Origin of the sequence: Rhodococcus qingshengii JCM 15477 (assembly GCF_023221595.1) — a bacterium.
Lineage (GTDB): Bacteria > Actinomycetota > Actinomycetes > Mycobacteriales > Mycobacteriaceae > Rhodococcus_F > Rhodococcus_F qingshengii.
Map to the genome: position 1 here is coordinate 3599117 of NZ_CP096563.1, position 19191 is coordinate 3618307.

At 62.5% G+C, this 19191-nt stretch carries 19 protein-coding genes; 5 read left to right on the plus strand and 14 right to left on the minus strand.

The features are described 5' to 3' along the window. Positions 1-64 precede the first annotated feature (64 nt). A complete protein-coding gene (locus M0639_RS16325) occupies positions 65-1924 on the plus strand; it encodes a DUF4012 domain-containing protein (protein WP_030537083.1) in 1860 nt (619 codons plus the stop codon). Between the two features lie 182 nt (positions 1925-2106). Beyond that, positions 2107-3138 (plus strand): iron-siderophore ABC transporter substrate-binding protein, encoded by a 1032-nt coding sequence (locus tag M0639_RS16330; protein WP_007732282.1) that lies wholly within the window; start codon positions 2107-2109, stop codon positions 3136-3138. A gap of 36 nt (positions 3139-3174) precedes the next feature. Here the strand turns inward: M0639_RS16330 and M0639_RS16335 are convergent, their stop codons facing one another. From M0639_RS16335 to M0639_RS16360, 6 genes are all read right to left on the minus strand, one after another. Continuing rightward, on the minus strand, positions 3175-3678 hold the full coding sequence (locus tag M0639_RS16335) for a GbsR/MarR family transcriptional regulator (protein ID WP_003942377.1): 504 nt from the start codon (positions 3676-3678) through the stop codon (positions 3175-3177). A 61-nt stretch (positions 3679-3739) separates the two neighbouring features. Further along, a complete protein-coding gene (locus M0639_RS16340) occupies positions 3740-4996 on the minus strand; it encodes a hypothetical protein (protein WP_064075423.1) in 1257 nt (418 codons plus the stop codon). A gap of 34 nt (positions 4997-5030) precedes the next feature. After that, positions 5031-7022, minus strand: a complete 1992-nt coding sequence (locus M0639_RS16345; RefSeq protein WP_082893301.1) for a glycosyltransferase family 39 protein — start codon at positions 7020-7022, stop codon at positions 5031-5033. Between the two features lie 94 nt (positions 7023-7116). Beyond that, positions 7117-7629, minus strand: coding sequence for a GNAT family N-acetyltransferase (locus M0639_RS16350; RefSeq protein WP_054801584.1), 513 nt, complete (start codon positions 7627-7629; stop codon positions 7117-7119). Positions 7630-7752: 123 nt separating this feature from the next. Then, the gene (locus tag M0639_RS16355) at positions 7753-9069 is read right to left on the minus strand and encodes an HNH endonuclease signature motif containing protein (RefSeq protein WP_064075424.1); all 1317 of its coding nucleotides are present in this window, start codon (positions 9067-9069) and stop codon (positions 7753-7755) included. A gap of 48 nt (positions 9070-9117) precedes the next feature. After that, positions 9118-10011, minus strand: coding sequence for a dihydrodipicolinate synthase family protein (locus tag M0639_RS16360; RefSeq protein WP_064075425.1), 894 nt, complete (start codon positions 10009-10011; stop codon positions 9118-9120). 71 nt (positions 10012-10082) lie between these two features. On the opposite strand from M0639_RS16360, the gene M0639_RS16365 reads away from it, so the two are divergent. Beyond that, entirely contained in the window at positions 10083-10991 is a 909-nt protein-coding gene (locus M0639_RS16365) for a LysR substrate-binding domain-containing protein (protein ID WP_030537090.1), read from the plus strand. A 6-nt stretch (positions 10992-10997) separates the two neighbouring features. On the opposite strand, the gene nadC is transcribed toward M0639_RS16365, so the two are convergent. The 3 genes from nadC to nadA are packed head-to-tail and all read right to left on the minus strand — an operon-like array spanning position 10998 to position 14475. Next, complete coding sequence (nadC, locus tag M0639_RS16370) at positions 10998-11870, minus strand: carboxylating nicotinate-nucleotide diphosphorylase (RefSeq protein ID WP_003941805.1); 873 nt, start codon at positions 11868-11870, stop codon at positions 10998-11000. Continuing rightward, positions 11870-13441 (minus strand): L-aspartate oxidase, encoded by a 1572-nt coding sequence (locus tag M0639_RS16375; RefSeq protein ID WP_003941771.1) that lies wholly within the window; start codon positions 13439-13441, stop codon positions 11870-11872. The genes nadC and M0639_RS16375 overlap by 1 nt, the downstream gene beginning before the upstream one ends. After that, a complete protein-coding gene (nadA, locus tag M0639_RS16380) occupies positions 13438-14475 on the minus strand; it encodes a quinolinate synthase NadA (RefSeq protein ID WP_003941702.1) in 1038 nt (345 codons plus the stop codon). Before nadA ends, M0639_RS16375 begins: the two co-directional genes overlap by 4 nt. 102 nt (positions 14476-14577) lie before the next feature. On the opposite strand from nadA, the gene M0639_RS16385 reads away from it, so the two are divergent. Beyond that, complete coding sequence (locus M0639_RS16385) at positions 14578-15306, plus strand: NUDIX hydrolase (protein ID WP_007733069.1); 729 nt, start codon at positions 14578-14580, stop codon at positions 15304-15306. 14 nt (positions 15307-15320) lie between these two features. On the opposite strand, the gene M0639_RS16390 is transcribed toward M0639_RS16385, so the two are convergent. Both M0639_RS16390 and M0639_RS16395 read right to left on the minus strand, forming a co-directional pair. Continuing rightward, entirely contained in the window at positions 15321-15653 is a 333-nt protein-coding gene (locus M0639_RS16390; protein ID WP_003941794.1) for a Rossmann-fold NAD(P)-binding domain-containing protein, read from the minus strand. Between the two features lie 109 nt (positions 15654-15762). Then, the gene (locus tag M0639_RS16395; protein WP_007733070.1) at positions 15763-16365 is read right to left on the minus strand and encodes a TetR/AcrR family transcriptional regulator; all 603 of its coding nucleotides are present in this window, start codon (positions 16363-16365) and stop codon (positions 15763-15765) included. 83 nt (positions 16366-16448) lie between these two features. Here M0639_RS16395 and M0639_RS16400 point away from each other — a divergent pair, with 83 nt between their 5' ends. Next, on the plus strand, positions 16449-17279 hold the full coding sequence (locus M0639_RS16400) for an SDR family NAD(P)-dependent oxidoreductase (RefSeq protein ID WP_007733078.1): 831 nt from the start codon (positions 16449-16451) through the stop codon (positions 17277-17279). 11 nt (positions 17280-17290) lie between these two features. Here the strand turns inward: M0639_RS16400 and M0639_RS16405 are convergent, their stop codons facing one another. From M0639_RS16405 to bioB, 3 genes are read right to left on the minus strand one after another with little or no spacing between them, the layout of a single operon-like run. Then, positions 17291-17881 (minus strand): DUF2567 domain-containing protein, encoded by a 591-nt coding sequence (locus M0639_RS16405; protein ID WP_007733080.1) that lies wholly within the window; start codon positions 17879-17881, stop codon positions 17291-17293. A gap of 11 nt (positions 17882-17892) precedes the next feature. Further along, a complete protein-coding gene (gene bsaP, locus M0639_RS16410; RefSeq protein WP_003941741.1) occupies positions 17893-18117 on the minus strand; it encodes a biotin synthase auxiliary protein BsaP in 225 nt (74 codons plus the stop codon). Continuing rightward, positions 18114-19127, minus strand: a complete 1014-nt coding sequence (gene bioB / locus M0639_RS16415) for a biotin synthase BioB (protein WP_064075452.1) — start codon at positions 19125-19127, stop codon at positions 18114-18116. The genes bsaP and bioB overlap by 4 nt, the downstream gene beginning before the upstream one ends. Between the last annotated feature and the right edge of the window lie 64 nt (positions 19128-19191).

Below are 19191 nucleotides of genomic sequence, written 5' to 3' on the forward strand. Positions count from 1 at the left end.
GGGCCAACACTGCTAGACATGTCGACGCAGCTTTCACGCACTCAAACGTCAGGAGCTTCAGCGGATGAACAACGACACGGTGGGACCAAAGTCCGACGACGATTCCGGGGCTGAACCGAGCGGCTCCAACACCATCCCACCGAGGGGCCCGGAGCGCGAAACCAAGGGGGCGGCCGCTTTTCTCCGAAGCCGTAGAACGGCAGTCGCGATCACCGCAACGACGCTGGTAGTGGGCGGTTTCGTGGCATGGCTCGGGTACACGGCATACGAAGCGAAAGACAACCTGGAGGCGGCTCGCGACCACGCACAGTCGGCGAAGAGCGCTCTCCTGGCCGGAGATACGGGAGTCGCAGAGTCTGCCGCGGCGGAAGCCGATCGCGAAGCATCGGCCGCATACGACAACACCCATTCACTCCCCTGGAACATCACCGCCGCAATTCCCGTCATCGGGTCGCCGTTCGAGTCGACGCGCCAGATGACCGAGGTCGTTCAGGGGCTTACGCGTGACGTTCTCGGCCCTGCCGTGACTACCGGAACTTCACTCGCACCAACGGAATTGGTGCAGCCCGGTGGGCGCTTGGCACTCGCACCGTTACGCGAAGCGGAACCGAAACTGGCCGAAACAGCTATCGCCGCGGAATTGCTGTCGTCGCAGGCACAGGAAGTTCCCGAATCGAAGTACCTGGGCCGAGTTAACGATGCCAGAGCAGAATTACAGTCGCAGACAAGCGAACTGGCTACCCTCCTGACGAACACCGCCACCGCGGCGCGCATCGCACCGGCGATGCTCGGCACCGACGGACCGCGCAACTACTTCATCGGTTTCCAGACCAATGCGGAAGCGCGAGGAACCGGCGGCCTGTTGGGTGGATACGGCATCGTCCGAGTCGACAACGGCGCCGCTCGGGTGGACACACTCTCCCCCAACTCCGAACTAACACTGGACAATCAACCGATAGACCTTGGTCCTGACTTCAACCAGCTGTACGGAAACAGTCGACCGACCACCGATTTTCGCAACAGCAACCTCAGCTCGCACTTTCCCTACGCAGCGCAGATCTGGCAGTCCCTGTGGTCACAGGAGTCCGGGGGTGAGCTGGTCGACGGCGCGATAGCGACCGATCCGATAGCACTGAGTTACCTCCTCGAGGCGGTGGGACCAGTAGAGATGCCGGACGGAGAGTCGGTCACCGCCGACAACGTCGTTGAGTTGACCGAGTCGACCGCGTACGCACGCTTTCCCTCCGACAACAAGGCACGAAAGCAGTATCTGCAGACAATCGCGGCCCGTGTCGTGGCGAAGATGACCGGGAACATCAAGTCGCCGAGCGCATTACTGGAGGCTCTGGGCAGAGGTGTCAGCGAGGGCAGAATCGCAGTGTGGAGCTCTCACCCCGACGAACAATCGGTTCTTGCCGACACCGTCCTCGGGCACACCATTCCCGATGATGCGGCTCCGTATGCCGGTGTGGTGATCAACAACCAAGCCGGTAACAAGCTCGACTACTACCTCACACGAGAAATCGACTACACAGCCCAGACGTGCACCGGCGACACCCGAAAGACAACGGTCACCGTTCGACTGACCAACAACGCGCCCGACGCCGACCTGACCGAATATGTCAGCGGGATCGTCGACAACCCCGGACGACTGCCCAATGGCACCAATGTGGCTGCAGTCACTCTGCTTGCGACAGCCGGCGCCAAACTCGATGCCGTCTCCGTGGGTGGACAGATTTCGTTTGCCGTCAACGGAACTGAACAGGGTCACCCGGCCTACATGACCAGGGCCGTCATTCCGCGAGGCCAGACGGTTGAGCTGAAGTTCGATCTGACCGAGCCCACAGCCGAGGGCGAAGCTCGCGTACCGGTCCAGCCGCTGGTCGACGACCCGAAGATTACCGTCGACGTGCCTACCTGCTGAGCTTGACCGGCAAACGTCGACGAGGCCCCTGGCATGTCGCCGTTTGTCGGGCTCGTGAACTTTCAGCAGATTTGAAACTTTGGCGAAGGCTAGCCTATGCTTCCTGACGCGCCTGGAACCGGCCGTCGGCTGCGATCCGTCGGAGTCTCACTCCTCGGCGCATCGACAACGGAAGGTTCCCCATGCGATACGCCCGTGTGCGCTCACTTCGCCGAACTGTGGCGCTGAGTGGATTGGTCATTGCTGCCCTGGTAATCGGCGGATGCAGTAACAACGACACCGCAACCGAATCGAGCAGCAGCGACTTCGAAACCGTCACCATCGAAAGTGCGCTCGGAAACGCCGTCATCACCGAAAAGCCCGAGCGAATCGTGACTCTCGGCATGGGGTCGGCGGAGACCGTAATCGCGCTCGGCACGATCCCCGTCGGCGTCGAAAAGTACGCATGGGGCAGCGACGACACCGGGTATCTGCCGTGGGTGCACGAAGCGGTCACGAAGCAAGGTGGCGAACTGCCAGAGCAGTTCACCGGCGGAACCGATCTCAACATCGAGGCGATCATCGCTCTCGAACCCGACCTGATCCTCGCCCCGTGGTCCGGCATCACACAGCAGCAGTTCGACTCGCTCAACGCGTTCGCGCCGACCGTCGCCTACGCCGAGAGCCCCTGGACCATCACGTGGGAAGACCAGATCAACGTCATCGGCAAAGCCATGGGCGAATCCGAGAAGGCGACAGCCGAAATCGACAAGATCAAGTCGCAGTTCGCGGAATCGACTGCAGCACATCCGAACTACGCCGACGTCAGCTTCTCCTTCATCTACAACACGGGCCCAGGAACCCTCGGCGTTTTTTTCGCCGAAGAGCAGCGTGTGGCCATGGTCCGCGCACTTGGCCTGCAGGTGGATCCCGTCGTCTACACCTTGACGGAATCTGAAGGAACAGACTCCGCCGTCATCGGCCTCGAGAACGCAAACCTCCTCGACAAGTCCGACCTGCTCTTCACCTTCTACTCGGACCCGGCCAACCGGGCCGAGATCGAAGCGCAGCCCGCTTACCAGGCAATCCCCGCTGTGGCTCGGGGAACTGTCATCGCTCCGACCGAACAGCCCTTCGTCACCGGTTCCTCGATGATCAACCCTCTGACCGTGCCCTGGTCGCTCGAGCGCTACGTGCCGATGATCGACGAGGCAATCGCGAAGCTGAACAAGTGATGTAGATCAGCATCGTGCGATCGAGAAACCCGCGTCCTATTCGGACGCGGGTTTCTTGCCGTCGCGTTCAGCTTTGAATCGCATCCACTCACTGCTCAGCATGCGATTGTCGATGATCCACCCCATGTAATCGCGCATGTTGAGCACACGAATGTACGCGGGACCGTTGGGATTTGCGTACTGCAGGGCCTCGGTCGCAAGCTTGCGTTGATTCTCGAGATACACGTGCTCTGTTTCGAGGAATCCGCCCCACACGTCGGAATCCATGACGTAGTAGTGAGTCCGATCCCGAGGCTTGCGCGTGAGCTTGACGAACCCCCGGTCGATCAACCGACGAATGTAGGTGGACACCGATCCGCGACTTGCTCCGAGTGCCTGCGCCAACTCTTCGGCGCTGACCCCTGGCGACTCGCTGATCAACAGATAGCCCGCAATACGTCCTTCGATGCGGGCCCCACCGCCGGACTGCCAGTACACGGAGAACTGATCGATGAACCAGGTGGAGAAATCGTCACCGCGAGCAGGGCTGGCATCGCCCATTCGTTGAGCCTCCGACGTCTCTGGGTACGAACAATTCGCCACTATTGTGCCAGCACCACCGTCACCGAGCCGAAATCACCAGCCCTGGAGTGGTTGCGATGAACTCGAGCTGTTCGATTGTCAAAGGCGACGCCGATGTGGAGCCAGCCGATGTCACGAACTGGGTCACCACTACTGTTTCGCCGGAGGGGTGAACAACCCGGACCGTGTCATCGCCCGAGCCATCGGGATCGACCAGGCGAGTCACGGTGGTGGAGCCTGGCAACGTCAGTGTGTCACCCGGTTCCGGCACAGCGGTACCAACTGATATTTCGACATCGCTGCTGCCGTCCGCTGTCGAGGCGACGATCCGCTCGCACACTCCTCCCTGTCCGTAATCATCTGGAACCAATGAACCGAGCGGGCGCTCCAAAGTGACGCCTGCCGCGCCGAGATCCTTCCAACGTGCATCGAGCAACTGATTCAGTCGGTCGATATCCATGCGCGACGCAGGTGGACCGGCATTCACAGAATCGGTGTAGCAGGATGCCATCGGCGGCGGCGTCGAGTCTGGAACCGGCGCAGTCACCGCAAGCCCCGGCGCGGTCGCTAACGCGATCAGTTCGTCCATCGTCAAGAGCGGGGAAGCATCCGACGAAGTTCCGGTCGACGTGTCGACGCTGGCAACAACCCGGGATCCATCACCGAGATACGCGACGACTCCGCGCTCGCCCCCGACTTCCGAACCGTCTTTGTCTTCGAAATCGGCTCTGTCCTCGAAATCGGCGATGTCGAGCACTGTTCCGTTTTCGAGATGCTCCCGCCGATCCACCAGACCCTCCAAGCACGGCGGCACCGGCTGATCCCATGCACGCACCTGAACCGAGATATACGCAGTCCGCCCGACGCGAGTCAAGGTTCCCTTCGCCGACGTAGAACCGCTGAACTCGATCGGGTCGACCCCGTCAGGAAACGAAGCCCCCCGGTAATTCTGGATCGGCGCAAACTCGAGCGATTGCGACGGACTCGCAAATACAACCTCCACATCGGAAGGCAACGATTCGAGTAGTGCATCGCTCATGGCGGTGGCCTTCGGACCCGAGAACCACGGATAGTCCGGGTCGCCATAACCGGGCTCACCGGCAAAACCGTAGTTGAATCGCACCGGCGGACCCGGCGATTCCACAGACTCGCATCCGGGAATCGACGCGCCCGTGTCCTCGTTCGTCACCGCCGCGACAACAGTTCCCAAGGCGACGATCGAGACGATCACCAACCCGTCGCGCCAGGTCCATTGCTCGCGGCGACGGTTCGACTCGTGTGCGGTGCGCCCAGACATTTCTCGATCATTGCCTACGGCAACAACTACGTCACTATCCGACATACCCAGTGAGGTCGTAAACCGTGGAATTTCCCACGGTCGTCGATGCGAAATTGGCTTCGACCCATTCCTGGATGGCACTCGACGTGCTGTCCCCGCTTTGGCCCTCTCGCTGGCTTCCGCCCTGGCCACCGGCAATGTAGTAGTGAATTTTTCCGTCTGCCACGTACTGGATGAATTGATCCAATGTCGGTGCGGGATCGGAACTCCAACCGCCGATCGCCATCACCGCGGTATTGCTGGCCAACTCGTAGGTTGCTGCGCTTTGCGAGCCGTTGGTCGCGGCCGACCACGTGGTGCCCGCATTGACCAGCATTGCCGTCAACTCGGAAGTACTTTCACTGCCGCTACTCAGTTCTTGCCTGTTCGACGCCGGATTTACAGTCGCGTCAGAAGAATTCGGCGGAGCGTCACCGTTTTGCAGCTCTGGGCCCCCACCCATACCTCCTCCCCCGCCGATTCCGGAGTCGGACACGGCGCCGGTCGGTCCGGCCGTCGGGATGGACCCACGGTGCGCTGTTGCGGCAGTGGCAATCGCGTAAGACGCAGAACCGGTTATCCCTGCCAACGATCCAAGAATTAATCCAGCGACAGCGAGCTTGCGAAATCGATCCTTAGCTCCCACGAGAACCAGGATCGCGCCGACGACAGTGCCCGCCAACAGAATCCACTTCAGCATCGGCAGCCAGTCGGCATTGCGGTGCAACAACACCCAGCTCCAGATTCCTGCGGCCAGCATCGTCGCAGCCAACCCGCAACGTCCGATCCAACGGGCACGGACCAACCACAGAGCGTATCCACCGGTCCCGATCATCCCCGCGACGGCGGGCGCCAGCGCAACTGTGTAGTAGGGGTGGATCGTGCCGGACATGTAGCTGAAGATCAGGCCGGTAACGAGAAACCAGCCACCCCAAAGGATCAACGACGCACGGACAAGATCTGTGCGCGGTGCGCGCCCACAGGCGAGCAGGCCGAACACCAGCGCAATCAAAGCCGCAGGAATAAGCCAGGAAATCTGGATACCCATCTCGCTGCCGAACAGCCGTTCGAGTCCGGCACTTCCCCCGAAGCTCGAACCTGCACTGCCACCGGCCATTCCGCCACCGCCACCGGTGCTCCCGAAAAGTCGACCCAATCCGTTGTATCCCACTACCAAGTCCATGACGCTGTTGTTGGTCGATCCGCCGATGTACGGGCGAGAATCAGCGGGCCACAGCCACACTGCCAACACCCACCACCCAGCCGATATGACAACGGACGCAGCACCGATCACCAGGTGGACCAGGCGAGTCCGCAAGCGCACCTGTCCGGCGATCAAATACGCGGCACCAAATGCAGGCAACACCATCAGCCCTTGCAGCATCTTGGTGAGAAAGGCAAACCCCAGCGCTACTCCTGCGAGCGCCACCCACATAGCGGCTCGACGACCTATCGCCGTGCACATGGCGCGAATAACGAAGTAGCCGGCGAGAGTCATGAGCAGAACCAACAGTGCATCAGGATTGTCGAACTTGAACATCAGGGCGGCAGCGGGCGTAGCTGCCAAAACAGCTCCCGCCACCAAACCCGCAGCGGGCGACGCCACTCGTTTGACGGCCGCGTATACGAGCGCAACCGATCCGATGCCCATCAATGCCTGCGGAACTAGAAGGCTGGCACTCGAAAATCCGAAGATTCGCCCGGACACACCCATGACCCACAATGAAGCGGGCGGTTTGTCGACCGTGATGAAATTCGAGGTATCGAGGGACCCGAAGAACCACGCTTTCCAATTCTGGGAGCCGGCCTGCGCCGCTGCAGCGTAGAAGGTGTTGGCGTAGCCACTCGCGGTCAGATTCCACAAATACAGGACTGCCGTTGCTGCCAACAGGATCGTCAGCGCCAATCCCGTACTGCGCGTGCGGAACCACGACGGCGAGGGCTCCGCGCGATGGGCAGTTGGTGCCGGCCGCTGACGCGGGGCCGGATGCAGAACGGCGGTCATCAGGAAGTCCCTTCACGAGTTACTGTCCTGCCAACGATCGCGTCTCCAACCCCTGGCGGCACTGGGAGCCGCCTGGAAAGTTGCTGTGAATGGATCAGGTCAGGGAGCGCTCGAACAGCACGACGCTGAACCACCCGTTGTCGGCATCGTCTCCGAAGTCACGACGCCCTACCTCGGCGAAACCCGCGTCTCGGTAATAGCGGCGCAACCGCACGTTGGTTTCTACACAATCGAGCCGCAGGTACTGCGCGTTCTCCTGCGCGGACCGTCGATGGGCCCAGACGAGTAAGCGTTCGCCCAACGAGGTGCCCGAGAATTCTCGATCGATAACCAATCCGTGCACGTAGCCGGCAGGATCGTTCGAATTGGGCCAGACCACGGGGTCTGACCAGATCAACCGCAGGGCACCGACAATCCTCGACTGTTCCCGGTCTCGCGCAACAAAGAACTCCCCTCTCGAAATCTGCTCCCCGACCTGCTCGACAGACACTTCACGCGGGCGCCACTGGATGATTCCGCGTTCTGCCAACCAGTCTTCTGCCGCGTGCCGCAGCGCCAGAATCTCCGGCCCATCGGTCTCGACCGCTTGCACAACGTCGACAACCATATGACCTCCCCCATATCTGCAGCCGTTCACAACAACACGGCCTCCAGGCCCCAACCCGGGTGTATCTCCGAGTTGAAGCCTATCGGCGTGAAGTTGTGCGCCTGAACGGGTGTCACCACTCAGTCAGGTTTTGAATGTGGTGTTGGCCGGTCGCGGGTGCTGGCCGGGGTCGATCGAGGGCGGCGGGATGAACCACGGTTTGTTGTCGGCGCCTATTCGGATCGCCCATTTCCCGACGAACCCTGATTTGCGGTGCATCAACCGATGATGTGAACGGCACAGCAGGACCAGGTTGTTCATCACCGTCGGCCCGCCGTTCGCCCAGTGCCGGATATGGTGCGCATCCGTCCAGGCGGGCACGCATGTGCAGCCCGGGAACGCGCAGCCCTTGTCCCGGGCGATCAACGCCACTCGCTGTTCGGCGGTGACCAATCGTTTTCCTGGTTGCGCATCCAAGGGCGCGCCGTGATCGTCGAGCAGAACGGTCGACAGGAAACAATCACACCCGAGAAGCCTGGTCTGCGATACGGACAGTGGTCCGAGCCAGGGCATGTGCCCGACATCGAGATCCGACAAGTCCAGATCGGGTGAGCCTTCGTCGTCCACATCAGAAGGCGACGCGGCGCAATCCCGATGCTCCGCCAAATCACGAGCATTGATGTGCACGTTCACATGCGGACGCTGACCACCATCGGTACCGGTTTTCGCGCAGTCGAGATAGCGGCGGATCAGTTCGGTGAACCCGTCGGCAGTTCGTTTCGCTGCCGACCGAGAATCCGGGGTTCCATCGAGTGCCGGGGTGGGCATCGTCAGATTCGACAGGGCCGAGAGCAGCATTTCCCCGGTGAGGGCGTCGAAATCCCCGCGCACCACCACCCGACCGTTCAATGTCGACGCGATCCGCAACTCATTGAGATCGACATCCTCGGCGGGCGGGATCTCATCCGATTCGAACAACCGCTCCAAGGTCGCGATCACGTTCCGCACTTTCGTCGTCGTCGCTTCCACCCCCGACGCAGCAGCCAACAACAAATCGATGCACTTCGGTAGCGCCTCCTCCGGCATCCCCTTCGGTGGTGATTCACAGAACGCCACGATCAACACGGCATGATCGAAGGAGCAATCCCCACCATCGAACCGAGCCGCCACCGCCGGAAACGGCCGCAACGCCGCACCCAACGCGGCGATCTTCTTCCCGTCCCGAACCTGCAGCATCGTGTTCGCCGCCAACCACGCACCCACTCCGCGGCTGGCAATCACCTGATCATCGGAACGCAACGACAAACCGTCCACCACCGCCACCCGCACAGCCTCGAGACGCAGAATCTCCGCACTCGCCTCGACAGCAGCGGTACGCAACTCAGAAGCAGACAACTGCCACAGGCGTCCGCGTAACCCCACCGCAGAACCAGACACCACGTCCGACAACAAGACACTCATTGAATCCCCCGATCCCCTGCCCAAATCATACTCGAACACCCGTTCGAGTCAAGAGTGGTAGACCTCGAGCGCCCGCGCTACCGATTCGTCACCCGCAGGTAGCAACGGCAGTCGCACATGGGGAGACGGAATCTGTCCCAACGCATGCAATACGCCCTTGATCACAGTCGGGTTCGGTTCGGAAAACAGAGCTCCGGACAGCTTCGACAAACTCCGCCCGAGGTCACGGGCGCCGTCCACATCGCCACTGTCCCAAGCTTTTACCAAGCGGACGAACTCAGCGGTCGACACATGAGCGGACGCCAAGATGCCACCGGCCGCACCCAAGGCCAGAAGAGGCGCGAGAAACAGATCATCCCCCGCCAGTACGGCGAAGTCGCCTGGAAGATCCGCGAAGAGTTCGACGGCAGCTGCGTCGATACCGCCCGCGGCATACTTCACACCAACAACCCCGGGCAAAGTACCCACCTCCTGCATAGTGCCGCTGTCCAGATCGCACGCAGTTCGGTACGGCACGTGATAGACGATCAGCGGCACTGGGCTCGACGACTGCAGATGCGCGAAATGCGCCACCACACCGGCTTTCGACGGCCTCGTGAAGGAGGGAACCGGCACCAAGGCCGCCGAGACCTCAGGCCACCGAGCCAGCCTCCCGAGCGCCTGCGCACTGCCCGCCGTGTCGTTACTGCCCGCGCCGACCATCAACGTCGCACCTCTCGCACGGCACACATTCGCACAGATATCCAGAACGGTCACTCTCTCCTGTTCGGTGAGTGTTGCGGCTTCCGCTGTAGTCCCAAGCGCAACGAGTCCGACCGCACCCTCGGAGAGGACCTGGTGCGCAAGCTGTTCGAGTGCATCGGTTGCAATACGACCGTCGCTCTCGAAGGGCGTGATCAGTGGAACATGGATTCCGGCCAGGTCAACTCGAGTCGTAGTCATAGAACTCAGCCTCACCGAACAAACCTTGTAGGTCTAGTTCGCATTTCCATCGTCGAGCGTAAGCTGAGCTGATGCTCGATGTTCGCCGACTGAAGCTCTTGCGCGAACTAGCGCTGCGCGGAACCATCGTTGCCGTTGCCGAGGCGCTGTCGTTCAGTCCCTCCGCGGTGTCGCAGCAGTTGGCCGTCCTCGAACGTGAAGCCGGCGTGCCGCTGCTGGAACGAACAGGCCGTCGCGTCCGACTCACACCCGCCGGTGAGAACCTCGCACGTCATGCCGAAGCCATCCTGCAACGCCTGGAGCAGGCGTCAGGTGAATTGGTCGACGCACGTCGTGGACTGGCGGGGCCGCTGCGCATCGGAACGTTCCCGACCGCGGCACGGGCGATCCTCCCGGCGGCATTGATCGCCCTGTCTCGCGAGCATCCCGGGTTGGAACCGATGGTTTCGGAGATCGACCCGGCGGACGTCGCCGACGACCTACGAGCTGGGACTCTGGACTTGGCGTTGATTCACGACTACGACTTCGTCCCTCGCCCCACCGAACCGGGCCTGACGACATTGCCGCTCTGCAGCGAAGCCGTGTACCTCGCATCGAGTGACATCGAGTCAGATCCCCACGACGCTGTCGCATCGCTGACCGACTGCGTAGAACGTCCCTGGATTACCGCAATTCCCGGAACTGCTTGTCATGCAATGACTATTCGCGCATGCCAGGCAGCTGGATTCACCCCGAAAGTGCGACACCACATCGACGAATTCGCCACCGTTCTCGCCCTCGTCGCTGCGGGACAGGGTGTTTCGCTGGTTCCTGAACTCGGAGCAATCCATCCGCCGCTAGGTGTGCGCCTGACGCCGATGCCCATTCGACGAAGGACCAAGATTGCACACCGAGCGGGCTCCGACGCTCACCCGGCGGTCGCAACCGTGACAAACGCGCTTCGCTCGGCCGTCCCGCAACTGCTGGACGCCGAGCAATAGCGACACCTACATGTCGAGCCCGAGGTCGAGGACCGTCACCGAGTGCGTCAAGGCACCTACAGCGAGGTAGTCGACGCCGGTTCGGGCGTACTCTGCGGCAACGTCGATGGTGAGACCACCGGATGACTCGAGTTTGGTTTCTGGAGCTACAGCGTCTCGGCGCTGGACCGCGATCTGCGTCTGCCACAGCGGGAAGTTGTCCAGCAGAACAAGTTCCACGTTCTCCGCCAGCACCTGATCGAGCTGAGTGAGGTTGTCGACCTCAACTTCGCACTCGATGTCCGGGGCGAGCTCACGGACCGCACGAAGTGCTGCAACCACCGAACCGGCAGCAGCAACATGGTTGTCCTTGATCAACGCCGCGTCACCCAATCCCATGCGGTGGTTGACGCCTCCGCCCACGTGGACTGCATATTTCTGCAGAGAACGCAGTCCGGGCAGTGTCTTTCGGCTGTCCCGCACTTTGGCATGAGTGCCGGCGATGGCGTCGACCCACTGTGATGTCGCCGTGGCGATTCCCGAGAGATGGCAGACGAGGTTGAGCATCGTGCGCTCTGCCGTGAGAAGGCCGCGGGTGGGTGCGACAACGGTGAGCACCGATTGACCTGGCGCAACCCGAGTTCCGTCGGCCACCCGATCAACGACCTCGTAGTTACCCGCGCCGATCACCTCGTCGAGAACAAGCAGTCCGACGTCGATGCCGGCGACAGTACCCGAGGAGCGTGAGACGACCGACGCCTTCGCGACCGCATCGGCGGGAACCGTTGCGGTAGAAGTGATGTCGGGGCCATAGCGCAGATCCTCGTCCAGAGCGAGCCTGACCAATGTGAGCAGCTCGTCACGGTCGAGCGGCGCGGGCAGGATCTTCTGCTCGGTCATCAATGAACTCCTGTCAACAACATGTCGGGTATTTCGAGCGCTCCGTCGGCACCCATCTTGATCCGAGTGCTGCGACGCTGATTCGGATCTGTTTCAGGATAGTCGGTGCGGGTATGGCAGCCACGGCTCTCGGTTCGCGCCACGGCCACGTCGACCAATGCAGTCGCGGTCAACGTGAGCGCCGCGTCTTCGAGGTCCGGAGCAGCCACCGCCACTGTCTGTTCGGCGTCGGCAAGCGCGGCTCGCGCAATCTGGAGACCGCCTCCGTCGCGAACCACCGACGCGTGTGCCGTCATGACGGACTGCACGGTCTCTCGCGGCAGGATCGGCATCGGCTTGCGCACCACGTTGACCACTTCGGCATGAACCTCGCGACGCTCGGCAGCTGCGATTCCTGCACGCTCCCCGACTACCAAACCCTCGAGAAGGCTGTTGGACGCAAGACGATTCGCGCCGTGCAATCCCGTGCGAGCCACTTCGCCTGCTGCGTAGAGACCAGGCACTCCCGTTCGTCCATGGACGTCGGTGGCGACTCCGCCGCACGAATAGTGCGCGGCCGGAGCGACCGGAATTAATTGGGTGCGTGGATCGATGCCCGCTTCGAGGCAGGACGCCGTGATGGTCGGGAATCTCGAATCGAAACCGTCGAGCTTGCGAGCGTCGAGATAGACGTGATCAGTGCCGAGATCGCGTAGGCGTGCTGCGATTGCCCTCGAGACCACGTCACGCGGGGCGAGATCACCCAGCGGATGAACACCTGCGGTGACCGAATCACCGTTGGTGTCGACAAGAATCGCGCCCTCGCCGCGGACCGCCTCACTGATCAGGGGTCGGCGGCCTACCCCGCCCGGAGTGAAGAGCACCGTCGGATGGAACTGAACGAACTCCAGGTCCGCAATCGCCGCACCGGCTTCGAGTGCCAACGCGATTCCGTCGGCAGTCGCTCCGGGCGGATTTGTGCTGCAGGCATACAGCTGACCGAGTCCGCCGGTAGCGAGCAGCACCGCGGGCGCATGGATCACGCCGAGGCCTTCCGGCGAGGAGACGATGAGTCCGCACACCCCACGCCGGTTGGTCACCACCTGGACTGCCGCTGCACCGAACAGAACGGGGAGCCCGGCAGCATTGAGAGCCCGCTGCACTTCCGCGCCAGTGGCGTCGCCGCCGGCATGGATGATCCGACGCGTGCTGTGCCCACCCTCGCGGGTGCGCGACACCTCGCCGTCTCGCCCGCGATCGAAGACCGCTCCCAACGCGGCCAGCGCAGCAACAGCGTCGTGACCAGCTTCGACGATGGAATAGACAGCTTCCTCGTCGCACAAACCGACGCCGGCCTCACACGTATCCGAAACGTGCGACTCGACGGAATCGGTATTCAGATCGTCGACGACCGCGATGCCGCCCTGCGCGTACTGAGTCGCGGTGTCCGTCGGACCGCCCTTGCTGACCGTGAGTACTTTCAATCCCCGCAGAGAAGCGGTGCGCGCAGCGGTGAGGCCCGCGACACCGCCTCCCACGACGACCAGGTCGGCATGAGCCTCCCAGGCGAAACGCCCGGCAGGGCTGGTCACTCGCCGCCGCCCGGATTACCGATCTCGATCATGCGCTGCACCGACTTCTGTGCACGCTTGGCCATCTCGAGATCGACGTGGACCTCGTCCTTGCCCTCGAGAAGGCAGCGAAGCAACGCGGCAGGCGTGATCATCTTCATGTACGGGCACGACGCGCGGTCGTTGACGGCCTGGAAATCGACGTCGGGCGCTGCCTTGCGCAACTGGTGCAGCATCCCGATCTCGGTCGCGACCAGAACCTGCTTGCTCTTGGTGACGCGGGCAGCGTCGAGCATTCCGCCGGTGGAGAGAATCTTGACCTTGTCCGCGGGGACCGCGCCTTCACCGGCTAGGTACAGAGCCGAAGTAGCGCAACCACATTCAGGGTGCACGAACAGCTCGGCGTCTGGGTGCGACTTGGACTTGGCCGTCAGCTCGTCACCGTTGATGCCGGCGTGCACGTGGCACTCACCGGCCCAGATCTGCATGTTGGTACGGCCCGTCACGCGCTTGACGTGAGCTCCCAGGAACTGGTCCGGCAGGAACAGAACCTCGCGGTCGGGATCGATCGAGTTGACCACGTCGACGGCATTGGACGAGGTGCAGCAGATGTCGGTGAGACCCTTCACCTCTGCGGTTGTGTTCACGTACGACACCACCAGCGCGTTCGGGTTGTCGGCCTTCCACTCACGAAGCTGCTCGGCATTGATCGAGTCGGCCAGAGAGCAGCCGGCTCTCTCGTCCGGGATCAGCACGGTCTTGGACGGCGACAGGATCTTCGCGGTCTCGGCCATGAAGTGCACACCGCAGAAGACAATCGTGTCCTCGGGCGCCTCGGCAGCGATTCGCGACAGCGCCAGGGAGTCACCGACATGATCGGCGACGTCCTGAATCGCAGGCAGCTGGTAGTTGTGCGCAAGAATCGTCGCGCCGCGTTCGCGAGCCAGACGTTTGATCTCAGCGGCCCACTCGGGGGTCGCTTCGACTCCGTTGTATCCGCCGGGGCCGTCGTGAATCTGCGAGGCCGATCCCTCCCATAACGTCGTGGTCGTCATGGCGTTCTCCTTCACCGTGAACCCGGGCTCGTCACCCAGTTCAAATCCGGACGGGCTGGCCCGGATTTCCGTATTCGAGGTTTTCGACTTAGGATCGAAAACGTGCCCAATAGTAACACCACCCACGAAGTGCTTGCAGCGGTGTTCCAAGTTCGCACCTTCCCCGCAAGCATCGCCGCAGGTGACGGCGATCACTGCCCGCAAGGGCGTGAAGAGTTGGCCGTACTGCTGTGGCAGCGTGCACTCAACCCACAGAAGGGCACGTGGTCCCTGCCCGGGGGCACTTTGCGCGACGACGAGGACCTGACGACCTCCGCTCGACGACTCCTCGCCGAGAAGGTCGACCTACGAAAGGTCGCCCACCTCGAACAGCTCTCCGTCTTCAGTGATCCACAGCGCGTGCCGGGTCCGCGCCGCATCGCGTCGACCTTCCTCGGACTCGTTCCCCTCAGCGCCGACCCACAACTGCCACCGGACACAGCCTGGCACCCCGTTTCGAAGTTGCCGGAGATGTCGTTCGACCACGGAACCGTCGTACGGCACGCGCGCAATCGACTTGCCGCGAAACTCTCGTACACCAACATCGCATTCGGGCTGGCCCCGGAAGAGTTCGCGATGTCGACACTGCGCGAAATCTACTGCGCTGCCCTCGGTTACCAGGTCGATGCCACCAACTTGCAACGCGTGCTGGGGCGTCGAGGCGTTCTGACTCCCACCGGCAACACCGCACCGTCCGGCAAGTCGGGTGGACGTCCACCCGCCCTGTACCGTTTCACCGACTCCACCTTGCGGGTCACCGACGAATTCGCCGCACTACGGCCGCCAAGCTGACACCGATCGCACTGTCAGGCAACAGCTTCGAGACTTCCGCGCTGCAACCACACCGAGGTCACGGCGCCGGCCGGATCGATGACCCGGTTGATTACACCGAACCGAGTCGTCACCCGATCGAGAATCCGATCGGCCTGCCAACGATCCGTCGGATCGGCGACAATCGCAAAGAAGCGATGGGCAGGTTTTCCCGCCATGACGCGAACCAATTCGGTGACCGTCCGCGCCGTGACTGCCACGCTCCAACCAGCGTCGAGAAACTCGGCGGCCGTGCGCGCACCGTGCTCGAATCCGATGTCCGTGACAAGTACAACTCCCCTGTTGGGGGCGATCTCTGAAACACTCATTGCCGAACCTCCACTCGGAATCAAACTTCTTGACTCCTATGTAAGTCCGCAATCTTGTGCTTCCCTTGTGCTGGTTCTGTGAGAACTCTGGGGAATTGCGCGCCCCACCTCAGACTGCCCTGGAAAGGCCCGCCCAGAAGACCGTCGAGGCCGCGTTCACCACCTCGCCCACCGGCACGTCGCCCAACATTCCGCCCGCAGCAAGCGTCGCGACGCCGTGGAACGTCGCAAAGGCAACCAGCGCAATACTTTCCGGATCACCGGCGGCAATGTCACCTGCGGCCTGAGCTTCCGAAACGAGCCGGACGGTCAGGTCCATCGTCGCGTGCCCCGCGTTGACGACAGTTTCGGCGGCGCCCGGCGCATGCTTGTTGCTGTACATCAGAGAGAGCAGGCCCGGATGCTCCAGCGCAAAATCCACGTAGGCATTGGCGAGCGAGGAGAACCGGGCCCTCGCGGTCGGTGGAGCATCCGCGACTGCCCGCTCGAGCGCACCGGTCATCCGATGGAATCCACTTTCGGCCAAGGCATCGAGCAAAGCCTGGCGATCACGAAAGTGCTTGCCCGGAGCCGCGTGGCTCACGCCCGCCTCACGCGCGAGTTGCCTCAGCGACAACTTGTCGACGCCATCTCGTTCGAGTGTTGCTTCGGCCGACGCCAGGAGTTCCTGTCGCAGGCTGCCGTGATGATACGGCTGTTCGTGGGCGGGCATGGTGGCACCATATCAAAATGTTGTCATTGACAACTATGGTGTCAGTGCCTACATTTGGGATCACCCGAACCGAAGGAGCCACCATGGCCATCGACGTAGCCGGAACCACCGTCCTCATCACCGGAGCCAGCGCTGGGCTCGGAGTGGAATTCGCTCATCGCTTTGCCGCTCGCGGCGCAAACCTGGTTCTGGTCGCCAGGCGGGCCGACCGCCTCGAGGCACTCGCCACCGAACTCCGTGGCGCCCACGGCATCATCGTGACAGTCCTGCCCGCCGACCTGGCCGCACCCGGCGTCGGTGCATCGCTGCACCAGGAGCTGACAAACCGTGGCATCACCGTCGACTCGCTGATCAACAACGCCGGATTCGGAACACACGGGGCATTCGTGGACGAAGATCTCGAGCGCGTCACGTCCGAGATTCAGCTCAACATCGCCACGCTGGTCGAGCTGACACACACATTCCTGCCCGACCTTCTCACCGGCCGCGGAGCACTGGTCAACATCGCCAGCACAGCGTCGTTCCAGCCGACACCGGGCATGGCCGTCTACGGCGCATCCAAGGCGTTTGTACTCAACTTCACCGAAGCACTCTGGGCCGAAGCTCGCGGCAGCGGATTGACTGTATTGGCGGTGTGCCCCGGTCCGACGCGCACCGAGTTCTTCGACGTAGTCGGCTCCGAAGACGCGGCGGTCGGGCGAATGCAGACGGCAACTCAGGTGGTGGACACCGCTTTCCGAGCACTGGATCGACGCTACGCGCCGCCGACCGTCGTATCGGGACTGCCGAACTGGGTGTCCTCGATCAGCACTCGCTTCGCAACCCGCCGGTTGGGCGCGCTGATTTCCGGGCGACTGTTGGGTGACGTGCGAATGAAAGCCGAAACCAAGCGCTCGTCGACCTCTGCGGCGTAGCGACGCAACAGTTACGGAAGTTTCGGCTGGCTCTCGACTTCGGCCTGTTCGGTGTCGGTGGCCGGATCCCCAGATTCCGGATCCCCGGATTCCGGGTGGTCCCCCACCCCGAGGTCGTCGTACGGATTGAGCACTGCAAGAACCAATGTCACGACGCACGCCGCGAGCGGCTGAAACAGAAGCACGAGCAAAGTTCCGACGTTCGGGGCCCGCGCAATGATCTCCCCGACCGCCGGATTGTCGGCCGTGGGGAAACGCAGTTTTGTCACGCCCGAACCCACGAGTGCCATCAGTCCGGTACCTGCCACTGAACCGACTATCAACCCGCCCAGGGCATAAGGACCTCGACTCAGGCGTGCCAACCAGGCCGCCACCGCCGACAGCACACCGACGATCAGTGCCAGCCAGATGAACACGGCGCTCGCGTCGAACTGATGAAGGCTCTCACCCGTCAACGCGACGCCGCGCCCCTCGGACACCACCAACAGGTGCTCGGCCGGAGCCAAGAACGCCCACAGCACACCGACGAGCACGCTCACGCCCGCAATGGTTGCGGCGATCACGATCGCGGTGCGCAGACGAATCTGCCGAAGAGAGATCACACAGAGTGACGCTACCTGCGGGCGACGTCGATCGAGTCGACGACACCGTGTCGGGAGCATTTCGCCCACCATCCGTCAGGGCTGACCTGAACGATCATGCGGCGCCCGCACTGCTCGCAGAAGCGAGGAGGCTCGAGCCCCATCGACGCCGCAGTCGGCGTCGGATCGTCGACGCCGTCGACGATCCGACGCCCGGTGAACGGGTTGTACCGCTCCTCGGTCACCGGAGTGCTCACAGAGTGTCGTTCAGTGCTTTGATCGGCATCTGCAGATCCACCAACAAATCCAGATCCTTCTCGGCGGGACGTCCGAGGGTCGTCAGATAGTTGCCGACGATCACGGCGTTGATTCCGCCGAGGATGCCCTGCTTGGCACCCAGGTCGCCGAGAGTGATCTCGCGTCCACCTGCGAAGCGCAAGATCGTGCGAGGCAGCGCGAGACGGAAAGCGGCCACGGACTTGAGCGCCTCGCTGGCGGGCAGCACGTCCAGATCACCGAACGGCGTACCCGGACGCGGGTTGAGGAAGTTGAGCGGGACCTCGTCCGGCTCCAGTTCAGCCAGGTTGGCCGCGAATTCTGCGCGCTGCTCCAGCGATTCACCCATGCCGAGGATTCCGCCGCAGCACACTTCCATGCCTGCTCCACGAACCATCCGAAGCGTGTTCCACCGCTCTTCCCACGAGTGCGTGGTCACGACGTTCGGGAAATGCGACTTCGAAGTTTCCAAGTTGTGGTTGTACCGGTGCACACCCATGGCGGCCAGTTGGTCGACCTGCTCCTGGGTGAGCATGCCGAGCGAGCAGGCGATCTGGATGTCGACCTCGTTGCGGATCGCCTCGATGCCTGCGGCAACCTGAGCGAGCAACCGGGCGTCGGGTCCGCGGACGGCGGCCACGATGCAGAACTCGGTAGCGCCCGACTTCGCAGTCTGCTTGGCAGCTTCCACCAAGCTCGGGATGTCCAACCACGCCGCGCGAACCGGCGACTGGAAGAGTCCGGACTGCGAGCAGAAATGGCAGTCCTCAGGGCAGCCGCCCGTCTTCAGGCTGATGATGCCCTCGACCTCGACCTCCGGTCCACACCACTTCATACGCACATCGTGGGCGAGAGCCAGCAGGTCTTCGAGCCTGTCGTCGTCGAGTCGGAGTACGTCGAGCACCTGGCTTTCGGTCAGGCCAACTCCTCTTTCGAGAACTTGCTCGCGCGCCTGGTCGAGGATGTCGACCGTCGCAGGGGCCGTGCTAATCGGGGGCGGGGTCACAGACGTCTCCTTCGAAACCAGCAAAATTGAACACCGTACAAGTTGAACG

Coding starts and splice junctions, on each gene's coding strand:
- M0639_RS16325 (WP_030537083.1), top strand. CDS start 65: ATGAACAACGACACGGTGGGACCAAAGTCCGACGACGATTCCGGGGCT.
- M0639_RS16330 (WP_007732282.1), top strand. CDS start 2,107: ATGCGATACGCCCGTGTGCGCTCACTTCGCCGAACTGTGGCGCTGAGT.
- M0639_RS16335 (WP_003942377.1), bottom strand. CDS start 3,678: ATGGGCGATGCCAGCCCTGCTCGCGGTGACGATTTCTCCACCTGGTTC.
- M0639_RS16340 (WP_064075423.1), bottom strand. CDS start 4,996: ATGTCTGGGCGCACCGCACACGAGTCGAACCGTCGCCGCGAGCAATGG.
- M0639_RS16345 (WP_082893301.1), bottom strand. CDS start 7,022: ATGACCGCCGTTCTGCATCCGGCCCCGCGTCAGCGGCCGGCACCAACT.
- M0639_RS16350 (WP_054801584.1), bottom strand. CDS start 7,629: ATGGTTGTCGACGTTGTGCAAGCGGTCGAGACCGATGGGCCGGAGATT.
- M0639_RS16355 (WP_064075424.1), bottom strand. CDS start 9,069: ATGAGTGTCTTGTTGTCGGACGTGGTGTCTGGTTCTGCGGTGGGGTTA.
- M0639_RS16360 (WP_064075425.1), bottom strand. CDS start 10,011: ATGACTACGACTCGAGTTGACCTGGCCGGAATCCATGTTCCACTGATC.
- M0639_RS16365 (WP_030537090.1), top strand. CDS start 10,083: ATGCTCGATGTTCGCCGACTGAAGCTCTTGCGCGAACTAGCGCTGCGC.
- nadC (WP_003941805.1), bottom strand. CDS start 11,870: ATGACCGAGCAGAAGATCCTGCCCGCGCCGCTCGACCGTGACGAGCTG.
- nadA (WP_003941702.1), bottom strand. CDS start 14,475: ATGACGACCACGACGTTATGGGAGGGATCGGCCTCGCAGATTCACGAC.
- M0639_RS16390 (WP_003941794.1), bottom strand. CDS start 15,653: ATGAGTGTTTCAGAGATCGCCCCCAACAGGGGAGTTGTACTTGTCACG.
- M0639_RS16395 (WP_007733070.1), bottom strand. CDS start 16,365: ATGCCCGCCCACGAACAGCCGTATCATCACGGCAGCCTGCGACAGGAA.
- M0639_RS16400 (WP_007733078.1), top strand. CDS start 16,449: ATGGCCATCGACGTAGCCGGAACCACCGTCCTCATCACCGGAGCCAGC.